This window comes from Daejeonella sp. (genome assembly GCF_030695525.1).
GTDB lineage: Bacteria > Bacteroidota > Bacteroidia > Sphingobacteriales > Sphingobacteriaceae > Daejeonella.
The window spans coordinates 53,159-78,077 of record NZ_JAUYSS010000019.1 but is presented as its reverse complement, the minus strand read 5'-3'; the positions used below and the strand labels follow the sequence as shown (position 1 = coordinate 78,077).

General features: G+C 40.9%; 19 protein-coding genes and 1 pseudogene. 11 read left to right on the top strand and 9 right to left on the bottom strand.

Annotation, left to right across the window (positions count from 1 at the left end):
• Positions 1 to 39 precede the first annotated feature (39 nt).
• Complete coding sequence (locus Q8S11_RS04000; protein WP_305660776.1) at positions 40 to 420, top strand: hypothetical protein; 381 nt, start codon at positions 40 to 42, stop codon at positions 418 to 420.
• A 78-nt stretch (positions 421 to 498) separates the two neighbouring features.
• Here Q8S11_RS04000 and Q8S11_RS03995 read toward each other — a convergent pair whose 3' ends face one another.
• Positions 499 to 654, bottom strand: coding sequence for a hypothetical protein (locus Q8S11_RS03995; RefSeq protein WP_305660775.1), 156 nt, complete (start codon positions 652 to 654; stop codon positions 499 to 501).
• A 330-nt stretch (positions 655 to 984) separates the two neighbouring features.
• Between Q8S11_RS03995 and Q8S11_RS03990 the strand changes: the two genes are divergently transcribed.
• On the top strand, positions 985 to 2,175 hold the full coding sequence (locus tag Q8S11_RS03990) for an aspartate aminotransferase family protein (RefSeq protein WP_305660774.1): 1,191 nt from the start codon (positions 985 to 987) through the stop codon (positions 2,173 to 2,175).
• A 101-nt stretch (positions 2,176 to 2,276) separates the two neighbouring features.
• The gene (locus Q8S11_RS03985) at positions 2,277 to 3,542 is read left to right on the top strand and encodes a DEAD/DEAH box helicase (protein ID WP_305660773.1); all 1,266 of its coding nucleotides are present in this window, start codon (positions 2,277 to 2,279) and stop codon (positions 3,540 to 3,542) included.
• Between the two features lie 43 nt (positions 3,543 to 3,585).
• Here the strand turns inward: Q8S11_RS03985 and Q8S11_RS03980 are convergent, their stop codons facing one another.
• On the bottom strand, positions 3,586 to 4,251 hold the full coding sequence (locus Q8S11_RS03980) for an SGNH/GDSL hydrolase family protein (protein WP_305660772.1): 666 nt from the start codon (positions 4,249 to 4,251) through the stop codon (positions 3,586 to 3,588).
• 526 nt (positions 4,252 to 4,777) lie between these two features.
• On the bottom strand, positions 4,778 to 5,698 hold the full coding sequence (locus Q8S11_RS03975; protein WP_305660771.1) for a DUF58 domain-containing protein: 921 nt from the start codon (positions 5,696 to 5,698) through the stop codon (positions 4,778 to 4,780).
• 416 nt (positions 5,699 to 6,114) lie between these two features.
• Here Q8S11_RS03975 and Q8S11_RS03970 point away from each other — a divergent pair, with 416 nt between their 5' ends.
• Complete coding sequence (locus Q8S11_RS03970) at positions 6,115 to 8,259, top strand: S9 family peptidase (RefSeq protein WP_305660770.1); 2,145 nt, start codon at positions 6,115 to 6,117, stop codon at positions 8,257 to 8,259.
• A gap of 176 nt (positions 8,260 to 8,435) precedes the next feature.
• Here the strand turns inward: Q8S11_RS03970 and Q8S11_RS03965 are convergent.
• From Q8S11_RS03965 to dnaE, 3 genes and pseudogenes are all read right to left on the bottom strand, one after another.
• Positions 8,436 to 8,840, bottom strand: a pseudogene (locus Q8S11_RS03965) (GxxExxY protein).
• A 339-nt stretch (positions 8,841 to 9,179) separates the two neighbouring features.
• Complete coding sequence (trxA, locus tag Q8S11_RS03960) at positions 9,180 to 9,497, bottom strand: thioredoxin (protein WP_305363572.1); 318 nt, start codon at positions 9,495 to 9,497, stop codon at positions 9,180 to 9,182.
• A gap of 77 nt (positions 9,498 to 9,574) precedes the next feature.
• A complete protein-coding gene (gene dnaE, locus Q8S11_RS03955; protein WP_305660769.1) occupies positions 9,575 to 13,207 on the bottom strand; it encodes a DNA polymerase III subunit alpha in 3,633 nt (1,210 codons plus the stop codon).
• 325 nt (positions 13,208 to 13,532) lie between these two features.
• On the opposite strand from dnaE, the gene Q8S11_RS03950 reads away from it, so the two are divergent.
• Positions 13,533 to 14,285, top strand: coding sequence for a hypothetical protein (locus Q8S11_RS03950; protein ID WP_305660768.1), 753 nt, complete (start codon positions 13,533 to 13,535; stop codon positions 14,283 to 14,285).
• A gap of 55 nt (positions 14,286 to 14,340) precedes the next feature.
• Here the strand turns inward: Q8S11_RS03950 and cfa are convergent, their stop codons facing one another.
• Positions 14,341 to 15,459: a cyclopropane fatty acyl phospholipid synthase gene (cfa, locus tag Q8S11_RS03945; RefSeq protein ID WP_305660767.1), complete on the bottom strand. Its 1,119-nt coding sequence runs from the start codon at positions 15,457 to 15,459 to the stop codon at positions 14,341 to 14,343.
• A 306-nt stretch (positions 15,460 to 15,765) separates the two neighbouring features.
• Between cfa and Q8S11_RS03940 the strand changes: the two genes are divergently transcribed.
• Both Q8S11_RS03940 and Q8S11_RS03935 read left to right on the top strand, forming a co-directional pair.
• The gene (locus tag Q8S11_RS03940; protein ID WP_305660766.1) at positions 15,766 to 16,095 is read left to right on the top strand and encodes a helix-turn-helix domain-containing protein; all 330 of its coding nucleotides are present in this window, start codon (positions 15,766 to 15,768) and stop codon (positions 16,093 to 16,095) included.
• Between the two features lie 11 nt (positions 16,096 to 16,106).
• Positions 16,107 to 17,408 (top strand): type II toxin-antitoxin system HipA family toxin, encoded by a 1,302-nt coding sequence (locus Q8S11_RS03935; protein ID WP_305660765.1) that lies wholly within the window; start codon positions 16,107 to 16,109, stop codon positions 17,406 to 17,408.
• 203 nt (positions 17,409 to 17,611) lie between these two features.
• Here Q8S11_RS03935 and Q8S11_RS03930 read toward each other — a convergent pair whose 3' ends face one another.
• A complete protein-coding gene (locus Q8S11_RS03930) occupies positions 17,612 to 19,036 on the bottom strand; it encodes an MATE family efflux transporter (protein ID WP_305660764.1) in 1,425 nt (474 codons plus the stop codon).
• Between the two features lie 326 nt (positions 19,037 to 19,362).
• Here Q8S11_RS03930 and mdh point away from each other — a divergent pair, with 326 nt between their 5' ends.
• Genes mdh through Q8S11_RS03910 form a run of 4 tightly spaced genes read left to right on the top strand, consistent with a single transcriptional unit; the run spans position 19,363 to position 22,593 of the window.
• A complete protein-coding gene (gene mdh, locus Q8S11_RS03925) occupies positions 19,363 to 20,301 on the top strand; it encodes a malate dehydrogenase (protein ID WP_305660763.1) in 939 nt (312 codons plus the stop codon).
• 8 nt (positions 20,302 to 20,309) lie between these two features.
• Positions 20,310 to 20,738 carry a retropepsin-like aspartic protease gene (locus tag Q8S11_RS03920; RefSeq protein ID WP_305660762.1) on the top strand — a complete coding sequence of 143 codons (429 nt, stop codon included), beginning with the start codon at positions 20,310 to 20,312 and terminating at the stop codon, positions 20,736 to 20,738.
• 52 nt (positions 20,739 to 20,790) lie between these two features.
• Positions 20,791 to 21,702, top strand: coding sequence for a hypothetical protein (locus Q8S11_RS03915; RefSeq protein WP_305660761.1), 912 nt, complete (start codon positions 20,791 to 20,793; stop codon positions 21,700 to 21,702).
• Between the two features lie 9 nt (positions 21,703 to 21,711).
• Complete coding sequence (locus Q8S11_RS03910) at positions 21,712 to 22,593, top strand: hypothetical protein (protein ID WP_305660760.1); 882 nt, start codon at positions 21,712 to 21,714, stop codon at positions 22,591 to 22,593.
• Positions 22,594 to 22,869: 276 nt separating this feature from the next.
• On the opposite strand, the gene gyrB is transcribed toward Q8S11_RS03910, so the two are convergent.
• Positions 22,870 to 24,828: a DNA topoisomerase (ATP-hydrolyzing) subunit B gene (gene gyrB / locus Q8S11_RS03905; protein WP_305660759.1), complete on the bottom strand. Its 1,959-nt coding sequence runs from the start codon at positions 24,826 to 24,828 to the stop codon at positions 22,870 to 22,872.
• Between the last annotated feature and the right edge of the window lie 91 nt (positions 24,829 to 24,919).

The following is a 24,919-nucleotide window of genomic DNA, read 5'->3' as shown; positions in this document are numbered from 1 at the left end:
GTTAAGAATGGGGTTTTGGGTATAATAATGTTTCTGACAATGAACACAGTCTTAATAGCTCAGGACCGTCGTGAGCATTATGAACGGATTGAGGCTATCAAAGTCGCATTTATTACCAAAAAACTCGATTTGAATACAGATGAAGCTCAAAAATTCTGGCCGGTATATAATAATTATCAAAAAGAATTGATGGAGATCATGAAGAAGAGAAGGGAAGACAGGCAGAAATCTGATATAGCTCCTAATGATAAAATCAACGCGGACCTAAGCTATGAAAGCAAGATGCTGGATTTGAAAAAAAAGTATAAAAAACTGTATTTAAAGGCCATTCCTGCAGAAAAAGTTCTGCTATTATACCAGGCAGAGCGTGAATTCAGAGAGCATCTGATCAAGCAGTTGAAGCATCGGAGAAGGGAATAGTTTAAATTTAACCGAGTTCGATACAAGGAAGGTAAAATAGTAACGTCATTATCGGTCATATAGGACTCTGGAACCAAATTATTTGATTTTTGAAACCAATACCTGTGTTTTATTGGCTAGTTCAGCCCTTTCCTCCGGAGTAGTTCCGGCATGAAATAAGGTCCTGATACAAATTACCAATAGCCGGAAGCTACCTCCTCCGGCAAGGTTTATTTTACCTGGAACTGTTTTCATTGGGAAGGGCAGCCAGGCAAAAGGACCATTTGCTATTTGAAATAAACCCGGGTGGCAGCTCTAGCTTTTTTGCTTAATGAATTTTATGATATCTACTAAATCTGCTGCAAAAAACCAGGGCAGAACACGGGATTGGCAGGACCGAAGAGGCAGAGACCCTGCTTTCTAAAACAAGAGAAAATCAGTCAATCAAAATAATCAAACTAATCCTGGTCCAGACAAGCAAGGGCCTCCCCTTGGTGCCCAACAATTTGACTGAACTGGAAAATATTTTCTCAAGCAATTTTCCAGGCAATCAATTGACTGCATTTTATTTATGTATTTTTGTACATGCTTAGCCCGCGTCAGCTTTTTCTGTTAAATACCGCTCAAACATCGCCATTTCCCCGTTTACTTGAAATTGATAGGGCCGAAGGCATGTATCTTTATGACCATTCCGGGAAAGGTTATATGGATTTGGTTTCCGGATTTGCAGTTAGCAACATCGGTCACCGGCATCCAAGAGTTGTACAGGCGATAAAAGACCAGGCCGATAAATACCTTCACCTCACCGTTTATGGGGAGTATGTACAATCGCCACAGGTTAAATTCGCAGAAAAACTATCTTCCATCCTGCCTGATTCCCTGAGCTCTGTCTATTTTGTAAATTCAGGTAGCGAAGCTACAGAAGGTGCAATGAAACTGGCAAAGCGCTTTACCGGCAGATCAGAAATTATAGCCTGCAAAAACTCCTACCATGGCAGTACCCAGGGAGCACTTAGTGTGATGGGTAACGAATATTATAAACAAGCCTACCGTCCGCTACTGCCCGGAATACGGTTTATTGAATTTAATGAAGTCGCTGATCTTGAGAAGATAAACTCAGATACAGCTGCCATCATTATCGAAACAATTCAGGGAGAAGCAGGTGTTCGCGTTCCTGATGTTGAGTATATGCAGGCTTTGCGCAAGCGATGTGATCAGACCGGCACCCTGCTTATTCTGGACGAAATTCAAACAGGTTTCGGCCGTACGGGTAAACTCTTTGGTTTTGAGAACTTTAACATCAAACCTGATATTCTTCTACTTGCCAAAGGCATGGGTGGAGGAATGCCTATTGGCGCATTTATTTCGAGCAATGATATTATGTCTGTTCTTAAAGAGAACCCGATTCTTGGACATATCACCACATTTGGTGGTCACCCGGTAAGTTGTGCAGCCGGCCTTGCCAATCTGGAAGTGATTCTGGAGGAAAATCTGGTTAAAGATGTTGCTGCGAAAGAATCATTGTTCAAAAAATACCTGAAGCATTCCGAAATAAAAGAAGTTCGGGGCAAAGGATTGATGCTGAGCATACAACTTAGTACTTTCGCGCAGGTAGAATATGTGAGTAATTATTGCTCCGACAAGGGCATCATCATCGACTGGTTTTTGCATTGTGATACTGCTATGCGTATTGCTCCTCCCTTGATCATATCCGAAGAAGAGATTAAACTAGCCTGTAACATAATATTAGAGGCACTTGATTTATACAAGTCCTGAAAGACTACAATTATCAGGAGAGATACATTATCATTTTAAACCCGTACCTTTGCCGCATTATAAAATTGCCGGCATTTTTACCAGCAATGTAAAATCATTACATGTTATTCGAAGAATTAAATATTATTGAGCCTATTTTAAAGGCTTTAAAAACAGAAGGTTATACTGCCCCTACTCCTATTCAGGAACAATCCATACCAATCATTTTAGAACGCAAAGATCTTTTGGGATGTGCGCAAACAGGCACAGGTAAGACTGCTGCCTTCGCAATTCCGATTATTCAAATCCTTGAAGGTGGTAAAATATATGATAAAGGGCCAAGAGCAATCAAATGCCTTATTTTGACCCCAACACGTGAACTTGCGATACAAATCGGCGAAAGCTTTGCTGCATATGGTCGCCATACAGGCATGAAACATGCAGTCATCTTTGGAGGTGTTTCTCAGGGTTCTCAGGTATCTGCGTTAAAATCAGGAATAGATATACTCATTGCAACTCCCGGAAGGTTATTAGACCTGATCAATCAGAAGTTTGTTCATTTACATTACCTCAAGATCTTTGTACTTGATGAAGCGGACAGGATGCTGGACATGGGCTTTATCCACGATGTAAAGAAAATCATCACCAAGATCCCACAGAAACGCCAAACCTTGTTTTTCTCAGCCACCATGCCGCCTGAAATTCAAAAACTTGCGAACACGATTCTGGTAGACCCCGAAAAGGTGGAGGTTACACCACCCTCAACAACTGCCGATACAATTGATCAATCGCTCTTTTTCGTAGAAAAAGGTGACAAGAAAAAGTTGTTGATCCACCTGCTGAATGATAAAAGCATCAAATCTGCACTGATCTTTACCCGTACCAAACATGGTGCTGATAAGATTACCAAGGATCTGCTTAAAGCCGGAATAAAGACGGAAGCGATTCATGGAAATAAATCACAGAATGCCCGCCAAAAAGCATTATCCAATTTCAAAAGCGGACAAATCAAAGCCTTAATTGCAACTGATATTGCAGCCAGAGGAATTGATATTGATGAGCTTTCGCATGTGATCAATTACGAATTACCGAATGTCCCGGAGACTTATGTGCACCGCATCGGCCGTACAGGACGTGCAGGATCAAGTGGCATCGCATTATCATTCTGTGATGAAGAGGAAATGGAATACCTGAAAGATATTCAGAAACTGATTGGCCGGGAAATTCCTGTTACAGAAGATCAGCCTTATCATATGCGTGCTGCTTCACATATTTTCAGTCAGTCGACTAAAAAGAAAGGAAGCTCGGGCAAAAAACCTGCCTCTGATTCGGCTAGAGGTGCAACAAGCGGAAGCCCCAGAAGGCGTTTCGGCAATAAAAGAAGATAATAAAAAAATAATACAGGCTCCGGAATCAAACCGGGAGCCTGTATTATTTTTCGGATAATGCTTTGATCATCAGGTCAGCAAGGAGTTTGTTCCCGGCCGGATTCAAATGCACCCTGTCTGTTGTCAAAATTCCTGATTCCTTATTATCAGGATTATTTTTAAGATTATAATCCAAAAATGCCTTTCTAAGGTCAACTAAGCCGCATGAGTATTTCTGTGCCAGTTCGCGGATAATCGTACTGTAGCGATTCAGATCCCCATCCTGCGCATTGCTGAAATCTGTACGTTCTCCTATGGCGGCAGGTGTACAAACAATAACCCTGATACCTGAAGCCTGCAATTTTTTAATCATTGCGGTATAAAATGCAATGAACTTATCCGGGTCGGTACCTGTCTGCGAACTTTGCTTATGCCATACATCGTTTACGCCGACATACATCACCACAACATCAGGTTTTTTACTGAGCACATCTTCTTCAAACCTAAGAAACAGATCATATACTTTATTCCCTCCAATACCGGAACCAATCAATTCATATTCAGGATTTACTTTCCCGCGTAAAGCTTCCTGCATCAGGGTAATATATCCCCCCGGCGTCACACCTGCACGGGTAATCGAATCACCAAAAAAAATCACCTTAACAGGCTTTTGAATTTGCATAGAACTCATTAATATAAATACAGCTAAAAAGAGGAGTACTTTTTTCATGTTTCTTTTCTATTAGTATGATTTAAATTAAACAAGGTGCGATAAAAATTTAATTTAAATTCTCTAACCCATAAATTAAATTCAGCTAAAGTAGTTTATTCCGCTCATAACCGCGGAGGCCTAGTCTTTTTTCTTCAGGAAAAAAGGACAATGCCGAGGAGGAACGACGAGACCATGAGCACCTTAAAAACATTAAACCCTCAGCGAATAAACCCCGCCGCTGTCCCGAAGGTTCGGGACGGAAAAAAATTGAAAGGGAGAGATACTACTCTGGCCAGAAGACGTTCTATAAACATATTATATATTTATTAACCTTTGTCATTAATACGGAGGAGCCAGGGCTCGATGCCTTTGCTACATGCTAGGCTGGAAACAGTCGGATAGGCTGGAAAGAAATTATTTACCATTGAAGTCCCCGCGCTGACCGCTTTCAATATAAGGTAACAGCAATAATTTATAACAAAACACTTGTCTTTCTATATTCCTGATTTCCAATTATCAACTGTCAATTGTCAACTATCAACTATCAACTCATTTTAGATCTCTTAATCAAATACGAATGTAATACCTGATAAAAGCCATCATGAATATCCGCATCAATCAGATCAATTTTATACTGGGCACACTTCAGTTTCAGTTCTTTGTGATAAGTATCAAAAGCGGCTATATAAGCTTCCTTTACATTATTGGGATGCACTTTTAGCTCTTCTCCGTTTTCAATATCGATAAAATGATAAGGACGGTTGTCAAAATTAAAGTCCATCTCCATTTTATGATCCAGGACATTGAAGATAATTATCTCATGTTTATTGTGTTTGAGATGCTGCAAGGCTGAAAATATCTCTGATAGGCCATCTTCAGATTCTCCGACCAGCATATCACTAAAAATAATAACCAGAGAACGCTTGTGAATCAGTTCTGCTATCTGGTGCAAAGCAGATGCTACAGCCGTACGACTGTCCCTGCCCTTTCTGTTCATTAAACTCTCGAGCTCTGAAAACAAATACTTTTGATGTACTGCAGTAGATTTAGCTGCTGTTGTCAGTTCCAGTTTATCAGAGAATAGACTGAGACCAAAGGCATCCCGCTGTTTTTTAAACAGGTACATTAAAGAGGCTGCCGAATAAACAGAAAACAATAATTTGTTAAAATCCATTTCGGGATAATACATCGAAGATGACACATCCAGAACAACCTGACAACGCAAATTTGTTTCTTCCTCAAAACGCTTCACAAATAATTTATCCGTCCGCCCAAAGAGTTTCCAATCTACATTCTTTACCGAATCCCCCGTATTGTAAAGCCTGTGTTCAGCAAATTCAACCGAAAAACCATGAAAAGGGCTTTTATGCAGACCCGTTATAAAACCCTCAACCACCTGCCTTGAAAGCAGTTCCAGATTTCCAAAATCCTGAAGGTCTTTATAATTTGTAAGATTGGGTTCCATATCCTAAAATAACATAAAATTCACTCCCTGAAGAAAAAAAGCATTATTCTTCAATCACAAAAGACAGATTGGCTTAATCTTACAGGTTCAATGTCATGACGATTACTCCTACAACTTGGAATTATAAATACTGACCCTGAAGGGGTCAAATGTTTATAGAAAAAAAACACATACGACCCCTTGGGTCGGGGAACAAGGTTTTCATGTCTTTTCTATAAATATACGACCACCTTCATGGTCGATGCACAAAACCTTTTGACCGGACACCAGGGATTCTTCAATCAGCATGAATTAGCTTAAACCTCATGATTATCCTAAAATAGCTCAATTTTCATACCTTTGATTAAATAAATGCCTTTAACCAGCATAATATCCACAGATCAATAATATTTACAACATATTCTGAACATTCAAAGATGAATACTAAGCTATCTTATGCCCTTATTTTAAGCTTACTGCTTTTATCCTCATCCACGCAGGCACAATTAAAGGAACTGAATTTTAAGGAAGTCTTTGGCAGTCCCCCAAAGGATCTGTTCAACCCAATGCCAGCTTATCGTGGCTGGACAGATGATTCCCATTATATTGAATATCGGGTAGAAGGGCAGCAAACTAAACCTTATACTGTCAATATACGTAGCGGAGAAGCCGTTCCATCAGCTCCTGCACAGGTTAATGAAGCTTCGGTTTCAGTAAAAAACAAAGATATTTTTTATAAAAGTGCTGCGGGTGTTGAAAAGCAATTAACAAAGGATACCCTTGTTGAGAAGAACCCAAGTCTATCGCCCGATGGAACCCAGGTAGCATTTACCCGTAATAATGATCTTTACTCAATTGATATAAGTACCAATGTCGAAACCCGCTATACTACTGATGGTTCTGACGTAATCTATAACGGTTGGGCATCATGGGTCTATTTTGAGGAGATCCTCGGCAGACCAAGTAAATACAAAGCCTTCTGGTGGAGTCCCGACAGTAAAAAAATTGCCTTTATGCGATTTGACGACTCCAAAGTCCCGGTTTTTCCAATTTACAACTCCAAAGGACAGCATGGTTTCCTTGAAAACACCAGATATCCGAAGGCGGGGGACAAAAATCCGGAAGTTAAAACAGGCATTGTCACCGCCGGCAGCCAGGGTATTGTCTGGACAGATTTTGATCCTAAAATGGATCAGTATTTTGGAACTCCATTCTGGATGGCCGATAGTAAAACCCTCTGGATGCAATGGATGAACCGCGATCAGAATAACCTGATCATTTATAGTGTAAACCCTCAGAGCGGTATTAAAAGTGTTATTTACGAAGAAAAACAGAATACCTGGGTCGACTGGTTTGAGAACATGTATTTTTTTAAGAACGGTCAGGGTTTTATCTTAAAAAGCGATAAAAGCGGCTGGGGGCACTTCTATTACTATGGTCTTGAAGGAAATCTGAAAAAACAACTTACTTCCGGTACATGGCGGGTAACTGAGCTGCTGATGGTTGACGAAAGAGGCCAGGAGATTTATTTCACTGCAAGGCAGGAAAACTCAACACGTAACGATTTATACCGTGTGAGTTTGAGGGGAACAGAAGAACCGCAAAGGCTAACATTTGGCAATTACGATCATCAGATCAGCCTTGCACCGGATGGAAAACACTTCATCACAACTTATTCAAATTTAACTACTCCGCCTAAATCTGCCTTGATGGATACCAAAGGCAATGTTATCCGTGAGCTTGCCGACGCGAAGGGTTTGGCATACGATTCCTTTAAAATGCCAAAGACCGAACTTTCCTATTATCAAACCCGCGATGGGCTCGAACTGCCAATGACCGTTATATTACCACTTAACTTCGATCCAGCCAAAAAATATCCGGTATGGATTTCAGTCTATGGCGGACCGGATGCAGGAAGGGTTTTCGACAAATGGGGCAGTCCCCTTGGGCAGACCTATTGGTGGGCTAAAGAAGGTGTAATACAGGTAGCCATTGATAACCGAAGTTCAGGGCATTTGGGCAAGACCGGGATGGATTTCATTTATCGTAAAATGGGTAAATATGAGATTGAAGATTATATGGATGCCGCCATTCTTCTTAAATCTAAACCTTATGTCGACGGCAGTAAAATTGGAATCACAGGGGGAAGCTTTGGCGGATACATGGCAGCCATGGCATTAACCTATGGCGCTGATGTGTTTACACATGGCATTGCCAATTATTCAGTAACTGATTGGGCACTATACGATACACATTATACTGAACGCTTCATGGGAACCCCTCAGAATAATCCCGAGGGTTATAAGATCACATCACCCCTAACCTATGCTGATAAGCTAAAAGGTAGCCTTCGCATTGTCCATGGCACAATGGATGATAATGTTCACATGCAAAACAGCATTCAGCTGATTGATAAACTTCAGGATTTGAATAAGCATTTTGAATTTATGCTATACCCTGGTGAGCGTCATGGTTGGGGAGGTTCAAAAGCAAGGCATAGCACGCAGGAGAATGTGAGGTATATTTATCAATACATGCTGCAAAAGGCAGTGCCGGGGGAGTTTTTCGAGTATTGGAAATGATGCATTGGGTAAAATTCAGAAACAAGGTTTTTTGTCTGAGCTGTGATTTTTATGATTAACCTGATTATTATGATTAGCCTGATTGTTTGATTCATACTATCATATTAATCAGATAAATCACCTGAATCACGGTTCAGACAGAGGACTGCATTTTGTATGAACTGTGATTTTTATGATTAGGGTGATTGTAGTAATTTAAATTTCTTATTGGTTAGACGATTGAAATTTAGACTTTTTTCGCCAAAATTGATCAGTAAGCCTATTTCAAGATTGTATGCTTCTAGATAATTTATGGCTTGTGCCAAATGAACATCTTCTAATTTTGTTATTGCTTTCAGCTCAAAAGATAAAATATCTTCAATTAAAAAATCGACTCTCCTAGTGCCAATTTACTTTTCTCTATAAAATATAGGCATTTCAAACTCTCTTTGAATCTGTATGCCTAGCAAAAGCATTTCTATTGCCAATGCTCGTTGGTAAATTACTTCCTGAAAACCATTTCCCAGCCTTTTGTGAACCTCCATTGCACAGCCAATAATTTTAGCTGTAAGTTCAGAATGTTTGTAGTGTTCATTAATCATAATAATCAATTAATCACGTGCATGTTGTCTGAACTGTGATTTTTATGATTAGCGTGATTGTTTGATTCAAACTAGCATAATAATCAAGTAAATCACCTGAATCATGGTTCAGACAAAGAACATAAAAATAGCATTGAATCGTCAAAATGGAAAGGTAATTTAGTTTACGGTAGGACATATTGAATTAACGGAGGCAGGTTTAGGAAAGGAGAGAAAACTAAAATATTCAATGAAAAACCTTCCAAGATACTTTATCAAGAAATAATTTAAGCTGGACTATTCTCACAAAAAAAGCCCTTCAATGAACTGAAGGGCTATTCAATATGATTTGTGATGGAATTAAAGTTGCTTGATCAATTTCTCAGCCAGAACCGATTTTGGTACTGCACCAATCTGCTTGTCCACAATTTCACCACCTTTGAAATATAATAAAGCCGGGATGTTCCGGATTCCGAATTTCATTGAAATACCAGGATTGTTATCGACATTCACTTTTCCGATAATCGCTTTTCCTTCATACTCTTTTGCCAGTTCTTCAACAACAGGACCTACCATACGGCAAGGACCACACCATTCTGCCCAAAAATCAACCAATACTGGTTTATCAGACTTAAGGACTAATTCATCGAAGTTTGCATCTGTTAATTCTAATGCCATAATAATGAGATTTACTGTTTATAATTCAAAGATAGTATTCAATATTCCTGCCACAAATTACTGCTGCTAATGTGACACTAATTCAACTTATACCGAACGCCTAGCAATTTAGAAATATCTTCAAGAAATTCATTGCTTGGATTTATTTTTACTGATTTGGATGGCATCTCGAGTGTCGTTTCCCCTTCAAAATCCATGATCATGAATTTCAGCTGACAATTCCGTTGAGGGTTCTGCTCCGTATTGAGCTTCACAATCTCATCCATTTTGGTCATAAAAGTCTCCGACAATTCAGTCAGAGGCAATTGAATGGTCAGACATTTTGACATTTTATCTCGTAATTCTGATAGCAATACGATGTTGCTTACCTTAAATTCCCAGTTATCCTTTTGCTTAAAACGCTCAGTAACAGATCCTCTGATCTGTAAGAACAAACCCACCACCAGGTATTGCTTTAATTTGATATAATCTTCCCCAAACAAGGCAATCTCGAAAGTCTCACCATAATCTTCGAGCATAAAAGAGCCGAAAGGCTTACCGGTTTTTGTAGTACCATGCCTGCAGGCCGATACCAGTCCCCCGATCACCAAATCCCGGTTACTTATCTTTTTAAACTCCTCCTGATCTTCGGGCAGCGCCTCAGTGCTCTTCATTCTGTTGATCAGGCTCAGATGTTTCACCTGATGAGAGCAGAAATTCTCCAGTTCAAACTTATAATTATCGAGCGGATGCCCTGTCAGATAAATGCCGATAGATTCCTTTTCATATTTCAGCTTTTCAATCAGTCCCCATTCTTCGCATTCCGGAAGCTGAGGTTCGGTAATTTCGGCATCATTAGTACCACCAAACAAGGAGGCCTGTGAGGAATTTAAATTGTTTTGAAAATCATTCGTGTATTTAACCAAACGTTCAATTCCATTGTAAAAACCACCATCGGGTTTAAAGAAAAACTGAGCACGGTTAAAGCCAAAGCAGTCGAATGCTCCTCCATAAACAAGGTTTTCGTATACTTTCTTACTCACTGCACGTGAATTGGTACGGCGTGCAAAATCATAGACACTGGCATATAATCCGTTTGACTCCCGCTCTTCCACAATACTTTCAACGGCCTTCTCTCCCACACCCTTCATCCCCGACATTCCAAAACGAATTTCGCCCTTTTTATTTACGGTAAAACTAAGTTCAGATTCATTAATATCAGGCCCCAAAACAGGCACACCCATCCTTTTACATTCATCCATAAAAAAGGAGATCTTTTCAATGTTATTCTGATTATTCAAAACTGCAGCCATGTATTCTGCCGGGTAATTAGCCTTCAGATAAGCGGTTTGATAGGCCACAAATGCATAACAGGTAGAATGTGATTTATTGAAGGCATATTGCGCAAAAGCCTCCCAGTCTGTCCATACCTTTTCGGCAATCTTCGGATCATGACCGTTTGTATTGCAGCCCTCCATAAACTGGGCCTTCATCTTATTCAGAACCTCAATCTGCTTCTTACCCATTGCCTTACGCAGCACATCCGCATCACCCTTGCTGAAACCGGCAAGCTTTTGCGACAGCAGCATCACCTGCTCCTGGTAAACCGTAATTCCGTATGTTTCTTCCAGATGCTCCTGCATATCCATTAGGTCATAACTCACCGCCTCACGACCATGTTTACGGGAAATGAATTTAGGGATGTACTCAATTGGCCCCGGACGGTAAAGCGCATTCATCGCAATCAGATCCTCAAACTTATCCGGTTTGAGATCACGCAGGTACATTTGCATTCCGTCGCTCTCAAACTGGAAAGTTCCGTTGGTATCGCCACGCTGATAAAGCTCAAAAGTTTTCTGATCTTCAAGTGAAATATAATCGATGTCGATGTCGACATTATGATTCTGCTTGATCAAACGCAGTGCATCCTTAATGATGGTCAGGGTTTTTAGTCCCAGAAAGTCCATTTTTATTACTCCCGCATCTTCAATTACCCGCCCGTCAAACTGGGTGACCAGCAAGTCAGATTCTTTGGAAGTCGCGACCGGAATAATATCCGTAAGATCGTATGGAGCAATGATGATACCAGCCGCATGAACACCAACGTTGCGCACCGAGCCTTCCAGGATCATCGCCTCCTTCAACACATCTGCCTGGAGGGACTTTCCATCTTCGAGGATCTTCCTTAGTGTTTTAATATTCTCAAAATCTTCAGGATTCTGCTCCTTCTTAACCGTATCTATCGGAGCCGTCATCACCTGTACAAGGTTCGTTCCCGGCCTGTCGGGCACCAGTTTGGCCAGCATGTTTGACTCGGCCAAAGGCAGATCAAGCACCCGGGCAACATCCTTGATACTCGATTTTGCGGCCATAGAGCCATAGGTAATGATCTGTGCAACCTGATTTTTACCGTATTTATCCACTACATAATCAATCACCTTCTGCCGACCGGCATCATCAAAGTCCGTATCAATATCGGGCATGGACTTACGGTCGGGGTTCAGAAAACGCTCAAACAGCAGATTGTATTTGATGGGATCGATATTGGTGATCCCGATGCAATAAGCCACCACAGAACCGGCTGCAGAGCCACGCCCCGGACCGATAAATACACCCAAATCGCGCCCGGCACGGATAAAATCAGCTACAATGAGGAAATAACCTGCAAAACCCATCGTACGAATCGTGAAGAGCTCGAAATTGAGGCGTTCTTCAACCTCAGGACTAATATCCACATAACGGTTTTTGGCACCTTTAAAAGTCAGATCTTTGAGGTATTCCCACTGATTCATGTTCTCAGCTTCTGCACCCTGATGGATCTTAAACTCATCAGGAATCGGGAAATTAGGAAGCATGATATCCCGCTTCAACTGAAGAATATCAACCTTATCAACTATCTCATTTGTATTGTCGAGCGATTCGGGCAGGTCATGAAAAACCTTTCCCATTTCTTCCTGACTCTTGAAAAAGAACTGATCATTCGGGAATCCGAAGCGGAAACCCTTTCCACTCTCCTCATCTGTAGCAATCGGCGTACTTTTCATATCGCCGGTATTCACACATAAAAGAATATCATGTGCATTGGCATCCTCCTGATCCACGTAATGCGAATCGTTGGAGCAAATTATTTTAACGTTATATTTCTTTGCAAACCTGAGCAGCACTGCATTTACCGTTTCCTGCTCAGGGATGCTATGGCGCTGAAGTTCAATGTAATAATCCTCACCAAAGAGATCAAGCCACCATTTGAATTCAATCTCAGCCTCTTCTTCCCCTTTTTTCAGAATAGCCTGAGGTACCGAGGCTCCCAGGCAACAGGTAGTTGCAATCAATCCTTTGTGATATTTAAGGATCAGTTCCTTATCGATACGTGGCCATTTGCTGTACAAACCTTCGATATAGCCCAGAGAACATAATTTTACGAGATTTTTATAGCCTTCCGCATTTTTAGCAAGCAATAGCTGATGAAAACGCTGATCGCGCTTTTCCTTAGTAAACTGCTTGATGTGACGGTCATCAACTACATAAAACTCACAACCCACAATCGGTTTCACCCCATGTTTACCAGCTTCGGCGACAAATTTGAAAACCCCGAACATATTCCCATGATCGGTGATGGCCAGCGCTTTCATGCCATCGGCTTTAGCTTTTTTGAAGAGCCGCGAAATATCTGCTGCACCATCCAACAGTGAAAATTGTGTATGTACGTGGAGGTGCGAAAAATCAGGCATAAAGATAATTTTGGAATAAATTCAAATTTACGAATCTTTTAGGGTGTGGGGAAGGGTGTTGAAAAGTAAAAAGTAAATGTTCGCAATGACGCAGGGACGCAAAGAGTATGATCTAAAACGTGTCTAATTATTTACTATACCTCTGCGTCTTCGCGTCTTGCGAGAGAAATTTAATCGTTTTAAGGCGAATTGAAATACAACTATAGCATGTCATGGATACTAAACCTGCCGACAGGCAGGGAGCAATGATTAATAAGAATTCACGTTTGATATAAAATCCAGGCATATTATTTGCTTCAAACGCACCAATGTAAAACCTATCCGAATGCATACGATCAGATCCATCAGCATAATTGCCTTATTACTAGTATTAAACAGCTGCGCTTCACTATACATGCCCAACGTTCCAAACACCCCGATGTTAAGTGCTAAGGATGAAGTACATGCCTCAGGCCATTTGACTTTAAAAGGAAATTTTTCTTTTAACTCAGCCTATGCATTTTCTGATCATTGGGGCGTACTTCTGAATGCTTCTGTAACCAATCAGGAAAGGGCTAGAAAAGAGTTTAAACAAAATCTGCTGGAAACTGGTGTTGGCTATTTCACAAAATTTGGAGCTGAGCAAAACCGGATTCTGGAAATTTACGCCGGACTTGGTACAGGTAATTCAGAACGGACTTATTTTACAAACACCAGCAGCGGTCTGATAGTCGATGAAACACAGGAGATTAGTTTTGGAAAGAAATTCCTGCAGGTAAATTACAGCACCAAGAAAAAGAAAACCCTCAATTTATTCGGAGCCCGGTTCCCCTTAAACTATGGCACGGCTTTACGGATCAGCCATATCCGCTCAAACAAATTTCAAATCAACGGCCTGGAACAATTACCCGAGGATAATATTTTCTTTGAGCCTGTATTTTTTACCAGAATGGCTGTCAGCAAAAACCTGCAGCTTCAATACAGCAGTGGCAGTAATTTCGGTTTAAAGAACAAGAAATACCTGCAGGCCGGAAATGGGGTGTTGAGTATTGGATTGGTGTGGAATATGGGTGGGAATAATGTGGTAAGAGTTGATTGAGGGAGTTTTAAAAAGCTGTGTATTTTTTTCTTTCCCCTCCCGGGTGATTAAAACCTTATCTCACTGATTGATACCCCCCTAAGTTTTGCCGTTTAGTTAAAACAATATGCCAAAGCTGATTATAGCGAGCACGGAAAGTCGCCGCACTTGCACACAGGTAATAACGCCACATGCGATAAAAGGTTTCGTCATAATCTGCTTTAATGCTCCCCCCACTAAGTTCGAATTTTTTGAGCCATGCCATTAATGTGGGATCATAATAGGGGCCGAAATTATGCCAGTCCTCCAGAACAAAAAGCCCCTGCCATGATTTTGACAACTGACTTGCCGAGGGAATCACCCCATTTGGGAAAATATATTTATCTATCCATGGGTCGGTAGTTTTGGCATCATGACCTCCTCCAATGGTATGAATCAGAAACAAGCCATCGTCTGTCAGGCATCTGGATGCAACTTCCATATACTCCCTGTAATTACGATAGCCCACTGCCTCTAACATTGCAATGGATACCACACGGTCAAATTTTTCATTTACATCACGATAATCCTGTAACCTGATCTCAACAGGAAGCCCTTCGTTAACTTTCCTTGCAAGAATAGCCTGCTGTTCAGATATGGTAATAGCAATAACAGAAACACCGTAATTTTCAGCGGCATATTTAGCAAAACCACCCCAGCCACAACCTATCTCCAATACCTTCATTCCTTTTTCCAATTTCAACTTTCGGCAAATCAAATCAAGCTTGGCCTCCTGTGCTTCCTCAAGATTGTTCGCTTTTTCCCAATAGCCACATGAGTACATCATTCTTGAATCAAGCATTTTTTCAAAAAGCTCATTACCAATATCATAATGTTTAAAAGCAACCTGCTTCGCCCGACTTTTGCTTTGAAGGTTTTTAAATTTTGCAGCCAGCGCCAATAAAAGGAAGTTATAGTTAAACACCGGTAATTTTTTATGCAGGCGATGGTGAAACACCCTGAAGAAAAACTGATCCAAAGCTTCACAATCCCACCATCCTTCCATATACGACTCACCAAAAGCCAAACTACCACCAGCTACAACCCGCTCGTAAAATCTGGAATTATGCACTTGAATATCCCAGGGCTGATCACCGTTAACTGTAACATCTATACCGGCAAATGCATCCCGAAAAATTTGCTCAAGTGATCTCATGAATTAAACCTTTTTGAATTCTAAAAATATAAATTTATTCAAGTATTCCAATTTGGAACATATGGAGCAGCTGAAGAAATTAGATTGCTTGTGAAGGCTAAGATTTCTAATTCCCGGGCCTGGTAAATTACATTGAAAAATAGTTGGTATAAATCTGAATGACACCTAGCTGAATAAAATATTTTATATTGTATTACATATAATTATAATAATATATCGCATGATAATTCATTCAATATTTTGGATGTTAAAATAAATAATTATATTTGTATTAATAATCATTCACTAATAACAAAATAACCATTTATGACTGAAATATCATACATAAATTGGAATTCAATGAGCGATAAGGCTTTGGCCGGGCAAATTGCTGCATTTATAAAGCACCATCGCCTGGAGCAAAATAAATCGCAGGAGCAATTGGCCAATGCTGCGGGTATCAGTCGCTCAACCCTGAGTCTGCTGGAACGGGGAGAAACCGTTACCCTCGCTACCCTGATTCAGGTTTTGAGGGTTCTGGACTTATTGCATATCATGGAAGTATTTACCGTTCAGCAAAGTATTAGTCCGCTTGTTCTTGCAAAAATGGAACGGAATAAACGTAAACGTGCAGGTAGCAGAAAACTGAAACCTTAATCTGCAGAGCAATGAATGTAGCAGAAGTAAAAATTTGGAATGAACTGGTCGGGGCAGTCGCATGGGATGAAAAAACAGGTCTGGCGAGTTTTGAATATGAGCCTAAATTCAAAAAGTTGGGCTGGGAACTGGCTCCGCTAAAAATGCCGCTTAATTCAGGCAGGAATGTGATCAGCTTTCCTGAATTACGCCGCAACAAAAATAGCGAATTCGATACCTTTAAAGGCTTACCCGGCTTACTGGCTGATGTTTTGCCTGATAAATACGGAAATCAACTCATCAACATCTGGCTGGCACAGCAAGGCCGGCCGCAAGATAGCATGAACCCCGTCGAATTGCTTTGCTTTATTGGCAGCAGAGGCATGGGCGCTCTTGAATTTGAACCGACAAGCCTGAAAGAGAACGTCAGAACCTTTTCGATTGAAATAAATAATCTGGTGGATATCGCTCAAAAAATGCTCTACAGCCGTGAGTCTTTTGCCACAAATCTGCAAAAAGATGAAGAAAAAGCAGTGCTGGAGATCTTAAAAATTGGAACTTCTGCCGGTGGTGCCCGACCTAAAGCGGTTATTGCCTATAATGAAAAAACGGGAGAAGTAAAATCAGGGCAAACCCGGGCTCCGCAGGGATTTGAGCATTGGCTGATCAAACTGGATGGGGTGAGTGGTGTGCAATTGGGAGCAACAAAAGGCTACGGCCGGGTGGAGATGGCTTATTATAATATGGCCATTGCCTGCGGCATTGAGATGATGCCCTCTATGCTCTTGGAAGAAAACGAGCGTGCACATTTCATGACCAAACGCTTTGACCGGGAAGGCGGAGAAATAAAACATCATATTCAAACTTTTTGCGCACTGAAACATTTTGATTTTAATCTGGTCAGCAGCTTTAGCTATGAGCAATTATTCCAAACCATGCGCGAGCTGAAACTGGATTATCAGGCTATGGAGCAACTATTTAGAAGAATGGTATTCAACGTGCTCGCGAGGAATTGTGATGATCATACAAAGAACTTTGCTTTCAGACTAAAAAAGGAAGGCAAATGGGAGCTGGCTCCTGCCTATGATATTTGCCATGCCTTCCGTCCCGGAAGCGATTGGGTGAGTCAGCATGCGTTGAGCATCAATAATAAACGAAAAGATATTTTAAAAGAAGACCTCCTGATCATAGGTGAATCGATCAAATGCAAGAAATCTGCTCATATCGTTGAAGAAATAAGTGACACTGTAGGTCGATGGAGGGGATTTGCAGAGGAAGTAGAGGTAAGTCCAGGAATGGTGGATGCGATTGAGAAGACATTGTTAAGAATTTAGTTGTCTGTTGTCTGTTATCTGTTGTCTTTATCTGTTGCCGGGGATTGAAAAATCATCAAAAAATCAAATTAATCAAAAGAATCACAGTTCAGACAGAATAGCCAAGCCAATTGTCTGAACTGTGATTTATATTTAGAAAATGATTAGCATGAGAACCTCCCTTTTTAATTTTCAACTCTCCACTCTCCATTCTCAACTGCAAATCAAACCTTAATCCTCTTCCACTTCCCCCGCTTAAACAACACATACCCAGCAATGGTAATCGCGATTTCTGTAACCGGAATTGCAATAAAAACCCCTTCAGGCCCCATTTGGAAATACTTGGCCAGCAAATATGCCAGCGGAATCTGGAAAAACCAGAAGCCAAAGAGATTGAGCCAGGTTGGGGTCCACGTATCTCCTGCCCCATTAAAGGCATTTATCAGAACCATACCTACACCGTAAAATATATAACCGGCACCAATAATTCGCAAGGCTTGTACCGCCACATCCTGCACAGCGTGATCATTGGTGAAAAATGACACCATAATCCTTGCCCCTGGTACCGAAATAGCAGTAATGAGGATCATAAATACGACATTGTATTTGGCTGTTTTGATAACCGAAAGCTCGGCACGCTCGATCTGTTTGGCGCCAAGGTTCTGCCCGACAAGCGTTGAGGCCGCATTGCTTAGTCCCCAGGCCGGGAGCATAAAGAACATGAATAAGCGCAAGGCGGTCTGATAACCTGCCGATCCTACATCCCCACCTGTGGTTGCAACTAATTGTGCAAGGAAAATCCAACTGCAGGATGCGATAACAAACTGCAAAACCCCGGGTCCGGCGATCTTCAAAAGTGCGACCATCTGCTCCCATTGCGGTTTCAGATAAGCCAGTTTCATTTTCAGGTAACCGCTACCATCAAACAGATAATAAAGCTGATAACAAACTCCAAGACCACGTCCCAAAGTGGTTGCCATTGCCGCTCCGGTAAGTCCGAAAGCGGGTACCGGACCGAATCCATTGATAAAAATCGGGCATAAAATAATATTCGCCAGGTTAGCCAGCCAGAGACTTTTCATTGCAATTGCTGCATTTCCGGCCCCTCTTAAAATACCATTGATCAGAAACAAAAGCATAATGAAAATACTGCTTCCCATCATGATCTGAGTGAAGGCAGTTCCATGCGCTGCCGATTCTGCAGAGGCACCCATCAGCATCAGGATATCGGTAGCATAGATAAATCCGGGGATACTGATGATCGTATTGATCAGAATTGCGATGAGTATCGCCTGCATCCCTGCTTTGGAAGCTGCTTTCGGATCTTTTTCTCCGATACGCCTTGCGACCACTGCGGTTGCAGCCATGCTGATACCGATCGCAATCGAATAAATGATGGTTAGTACTGATTCGGTCAGGCCCACAGTCTGGATTGCATAACTGCTGTTCTCGAGGTGACCCACAAAATATAGATCAACCAGAGCAAAGACAGATTCCATAATCATTTCGAGCACCATTGGAATGGCCAGCAAAAGGACTGATAATCGGATGCTACCCTGAGTATAATCGCGCTCTTCTCCTTTGAGCGATTGTTTTATAATAGATAAAATTGCCGGAATTTTACCGGAATTTTGTACGGTTTCAGACATGATAAAAGAATGATGATTAAAAGAAGATATAAGCAGATAAAATCTGCTTTAATAATTTTTGAAGAAGGGGAACCCTAGCGTATACGCCGGGTGGCTACTACTATCATCTTTTTGGCGTTGAAATTGAGAAACAAATATATTATATTTTTTAATTTAGAAACAAAAAACTTACATAACAATCGCTAATAATTTCATAAAAAAGATTGAATTATCTATCTTCGGCTTGTCAATTCAAATGTGACCGCAATGGGGCTTTTGAACAAGAAAAAGGCAGATTTTAATTAAAATCTCAAGAGGTCCGATCTTAAATTTAAACAAATCATAAAATGAAAATTACAGTTGTAGGAGCCGGTGCAGTAGGTGCAACTTGTGCTGATAACATCGCCAGAAAAGAATTAGCAGAAGAACTTATTTTATTAGACATCAGAGAAGGTTTTTCTGAAGGTAAAGCGATTGACATTATGCAGACTTCAGCACTTTTGGGATTTGATACAAAGGTTAAAGGTGTGACCAATGATTATGCTGCTACGGCAGAATCTGAAGTAGTTGTAATCACTTCAGGCTTACCTCGTAAACCGGGAATGACCCGTGAAGAGCTGATTGGTACCAATGCGAACATTGTAAAGAGCGTGACAGAAAACATCCTGAAACACTCTCCAAATACAATCATCATTGTGGTTTCAAACCCAATGGATACCATGAATTACCTTACACTCCAAACTTCAGGTCTTCCAAAAAATAAAATTCTGGGAATGGGTGGAGCGTTAGATTCTGCAAGGTTTAAATATTACCTGAGCGTAGAGCTGGGATGTTCACCTGCAGATCTGAATGCTGTGGTAATTGGCGGACATGGTGATACGACCATGATCCCTTTAATCAATCATGCGACCTGGAACAGTATTCCGGTTACTCAGTTATTGACAAAAGAGCAGCAGGAAAGAGTAGTTTCTTCAACGATGGTTGGTGGTGCTACTTTAACAAAATTGATTGGCACTTCTGCATGGTATGCACCGGGTGCAGGTACAGCAGCGATGGTTGAAAGTATCGTACGTGATGAGAAAAGACTGATCTCCTGCGGAGTTGCACTTGATGGAGAATACGGTCAGAAAGATATCTCTCTGGTTGTTCCTGTTATCATTGGCAAAAGCGGATGGGAAAAAATCCTTGACTTTAAACTTTCTGATGCTGAGCAGGCTGAATTTAACAAGAGTGCAGATGCAGTAAGGAATATGAATCAGGTACTCAGAGATTCTAATCTTATCTAAACGCTTAAATGAGCGAAACAAGAGTTCCATTAGAACTGGTAAATTTACACGACGACGGCTTCCACCTATTGGTGGAAGTTGTTGTTTTCGGGCAATCCTTTAATGTAGTGCTTGATACCGGGGCTTCGAAAACGGTTTTTGATAAAAACGTGATCGAAAAACACATGAAAGATACTGAATTAATGAGTTCAGAGCTTCTTTCAACCGGCCTTGGCACCAACAGCATGGAAAGTCATACGATCATTCTCCCTGTTTTGAAGATCGGGAAATTTAAATTAAAAAATTTTGAGGCTGCCGTGCTCGACCTCAGCACGATAAGCCAGGCTTATTCAAGCCTGAATCTCCCGCCAGTAATTGGTGTTTTAGGTGGGGATATTCTGATGCCCTATAAAGCAGTCATCAATTACAAAAAACTACATTTAAAACTTTTTCGCTAAAAGACTGTCGTTAAACCGGTTAAAAATCATTAACTTGATTCAAACTAAAGGTATGAAATGCTTCCTCATCATTTTATTATCAATATTTGTTCAAGATCTTACTGCTCAAAACATCAGCGGGAAATGGTTTGGAAAAATTACACAGGGTCCCGGGGGATACAGTGAGCTTTATGATCTTGAACTGAATCTCACTCAAAAGAAAAGTATTTGGGGCGATTCCAATGCCTGGATGGGGAAGCTTGTAAGAATACGTATTGGGTTTTCAGGGAAAATGAAGGGAGACAGCGTCAAACTATATGAAAGCCTCGGATGGATTCGTGAAGATGTTGTCCCTTGGGATTGGGTTGCCTGTATAAAAACCTATGAACTAGCCTTTCGGACTGATGCTAGCTATGAATATCTGGAAGGGACATGGAGCGGGATCAGTAAAGATAATCCGAATGAAGACTGCATCCCCGGTAAAGTGATCTTATCCAGATCAATTGAAGGCCTTAACAGATTTCTGGTGCAGCGTAAAGACTCAGTAATCAATACTTTAGCTCAGAACCCGGAACCGGAAGCTCCTGTTTTTGTAGATTTCAACACGAATTTCCTGAATACTGAACCTAAAAAAGTAACAGAAATCGAAGTACACCATGCTGATCTGCAAATTCAGTTACTTGATTATATGAAACCGGATAATGATACCGTATCGGTTTACCTCAACCGGGAAATTCTGGCTAAAGATATCCGAATCTCAAAAAGACCGGCACTGATCAAGTTCAGAATCGATAAGCGCATTGAATTACATGAACTGCTTCTTTACGCAGAAAATCTGGGTCTCATTCCACCAAACACTTCTGAACTTATTTTAATTGATGGCGAATCCAAACACAGGGTTTTAATCGTATCTGATAAACAAAAAACTGCTGCAATTTATTTAAGGTATAAACCGTTTGAAAATAAAAAAAAGACCAGTAAATAAGGATTGCTTATGAAATATCCTCTCATACTTCTGCTTTTATTAGCTTCGTTTTCAAGCTTCTCACAGGATTATAAAGGTGTATGGCTCGGCTATATGGACACCGATCTTCGGCACATTAGAACCCTGAATGTGAACTATATTTTACATGTTAAGGATCAGGATAATAATATAGTTAATGGGAAAGCCTATCTCTATCGGGATAATCCCCTCCGGGCCGAAGGTATCCTTGACTTTATTGGCGTGATCAATAAAAATAGCCTGAGGATAAATGAACTGAAGATCCTGCACTCCAAAATCCCAAGCGACACTGCCCGATTTCTATGTATTAAAGACCTTAAACTCAATCTGACCAGAGAAGAAGGCATTGAAAACCTGACCGGTACATTCACGGGTGCAGGGGAGAATTCATTGCCATGCTATCCCGGAAATGTCTACCTGCAGCGATTTACAGATGCAAACAAACAAAACATACCTCAGAACTATCTGACCAGTATTTTACTGGATGCCCGGGATCCGAATGTATTCCTCCAAACTAAACTCGCCAGACCAATTGTAATCGAAATAACTGAAAATGTAGTCAGGCTTGAAATTAGAGACTATTTGAAGGAGGACGGAGACATTGTTTCAGTGTACCATAACCGAAGGCCATTTATCAGGAATCAACTTATTGTGAATAAGCCCTCAAACCATACCCTTCGATTAAACAGAAATCAGGAGTTACATGAGATTATTCTCTATGCTGAAAATTTAGGCAAAATACCTCCAAACACTTCCAATCTGAGAATTTATGATGGGGTTAAGGAACATCAGGTATTGATACGATCGAGTAAGGAAGTGAGTGCTGTTGTATATTTACGATATGCACCCGAACAAAAAAGCCCTCCACAATAAGTGAAGGGCTTAATCTAAATCATAAATTATTTATCTATTTAATCTCTTTTTATATAATTGTGTAATAGATCAGGTTTTACAGCAATGCTTTTTGTGCTTAAACCCGATTGTAGCGAATACCGGCCTGTAGTTAAGGCCTGTGTAGTATTAGCGTAAAGCGGGAACTCCATTAAAAATGGTACAACAGCACATTTCCAAATAATAAAAAACCATGCTAAATCCACATACAATCACACTAAACCCTATCCTTGAGATAATAATCGCAAAGCATTTTAATTAGATATCTATACGAGCATATTTAGCATTTTTTTCAATAAACTCACGTCTTGGAGCAACCTCGTCGCCCATCAGCATTGAAAAGATATGATCACATTCGGCTGCATTTTCAATCGTAACTTTTCTCAAGGTACGGGTTTGAGGATTTAGAGTGGTGTCCCATAATTGTTCAGCATTCATCTCTCCCAAACCTTTATATCGCTGAATGTTGACACTCTCTTCTTTTCCTGCACCTTTTAATGCCTGTACTGCTATATCACGCTGATCATCGCTCCATGCATATTGAAACTCCTTACCCTTTTTAACCAGATAAAGCGGTGGTGCTGCTATGTAAATATATCCATACTCAATCAGGGGCTTCATATACCGGAAGAAAAAGGTCAGGATCAGTGTGGTGATGTGAGAACCATCCACGTCAGCATCCGTCATGATGATAATCCGGTGATAACGAAGTTTTTCCATATTCAGCGCCTTGGCATCTTCGGCTGTACCGATACTAACTCCCATGGCAGTAAACATATTCTTGATCTCGTCGTTCTCATAGATCTTATGCTCCATGGCCTTCTCCACGTTAAGGATCTTACCCTTTAATGGAAGAATAGCCTGAAAATTCCGATCCCTGCCCTGCTTGGCCGTTCCACCCGCAGAATCTCCCTCCACAAGGTATAATTCGCATGCTGCAGGATCATTGTTCGCACAATCGGCCAGTTTTCCGGGTAAACCCGATCCACCCATCACCGTTTTACGCTGAACCATTTCGCGGGCTTTGCGGGCTGCAGCTCTTGCAGTGGCTGCAAGAATCACCTTATTGACGATCATTCTGGCTTCCTTTGGATTTTCTTCAAGATAGTTCCCCAGAATTTCACCTACTGCAATATCCACCGCACCCATGACCTCATTATTTCCTAACTTGGTTTTGGTCTGTCCTTCAAACTGAGGCTCCTGAACTTTAACCGAAATCACTGCAGTTAATCCCTCACGGAAATCATCCCCTGTAATTTCAATTTTCATGTTCTTCAGCATGCCCGATTTCTCGGCATAGGCCTTCAGTGTACGGGTTAAACCACGACGGAATCCGGCTACGTGAGTCCCTCCTTCGTGAGTATTGATATTGTTTACATAAGAATGGACATTCTCCGTATAAGTATCATTGTATTGAAGTGCCAGCTCCACCGGTATTCCCTGTTTAATTCCTTCCACATAAATAGGTTCCGGAATTATTGAACTACGCATTCCATCAAGATATTTGACAAATTCCTTCAAACCACCTTCAGAATAGAATTCTTCCTTAAGGAAAGCTCCATCATCGGTAGTTTCACGTTCATCGACAAGCGATAAACGGATACCTTTGTTCAGGTAAGCCAGCTCTCTCAAACGGGCAGCAAGGGTATCAAATTTATATTCGGTAGTTAAGGTAAATATCTCAGGATCAGGCTGAAAGGTAACAATAGTACCTGTCCTGTCGCTTTCACCTATCACTTTAACATCGAAAAGTGGCTTTCCACACTCATACTCCTGAGTGAAAATTTTACCATCACGATGCACAACCACTTTTAAAGGCCTTGAAAGTGCATTCACACAACTTACACCCACACCGTGCAAACCACCGGATACTTTATAGGTATCCTTATCAAATTTACCTCCGGCATGAAGAACAGTCATAACCACTTCAAGTGCCGACTTCTTTTCTTTAGTATGCATGGCGGTAGGAATTCCACGGCCATTATCTTCAACTGTAACCGAATTGCCCTTATGTATGATTACATTAATATCAGTACAGTAACCTGCGAGAGCCTCATCAATTGAATTATCTACAACTTCATAAACCAAGTGATGGAGGCCTTTAAACCCTGTATCACCGATGTACATGGACGGGCGCTTTCTTACTGCTTCCAGTCCTTCTAATACCTGTATATTATCCGCTGAATAATTTGATTTGTCTTCTGTTTCTTCGCTCATATTTGATTATTACAACAAAGATCAAAAATAACCATTTTAGCTGGATTTTGCTACATTGTGGATAAATTAACAAGGCTTTTCTTTGGCTCAT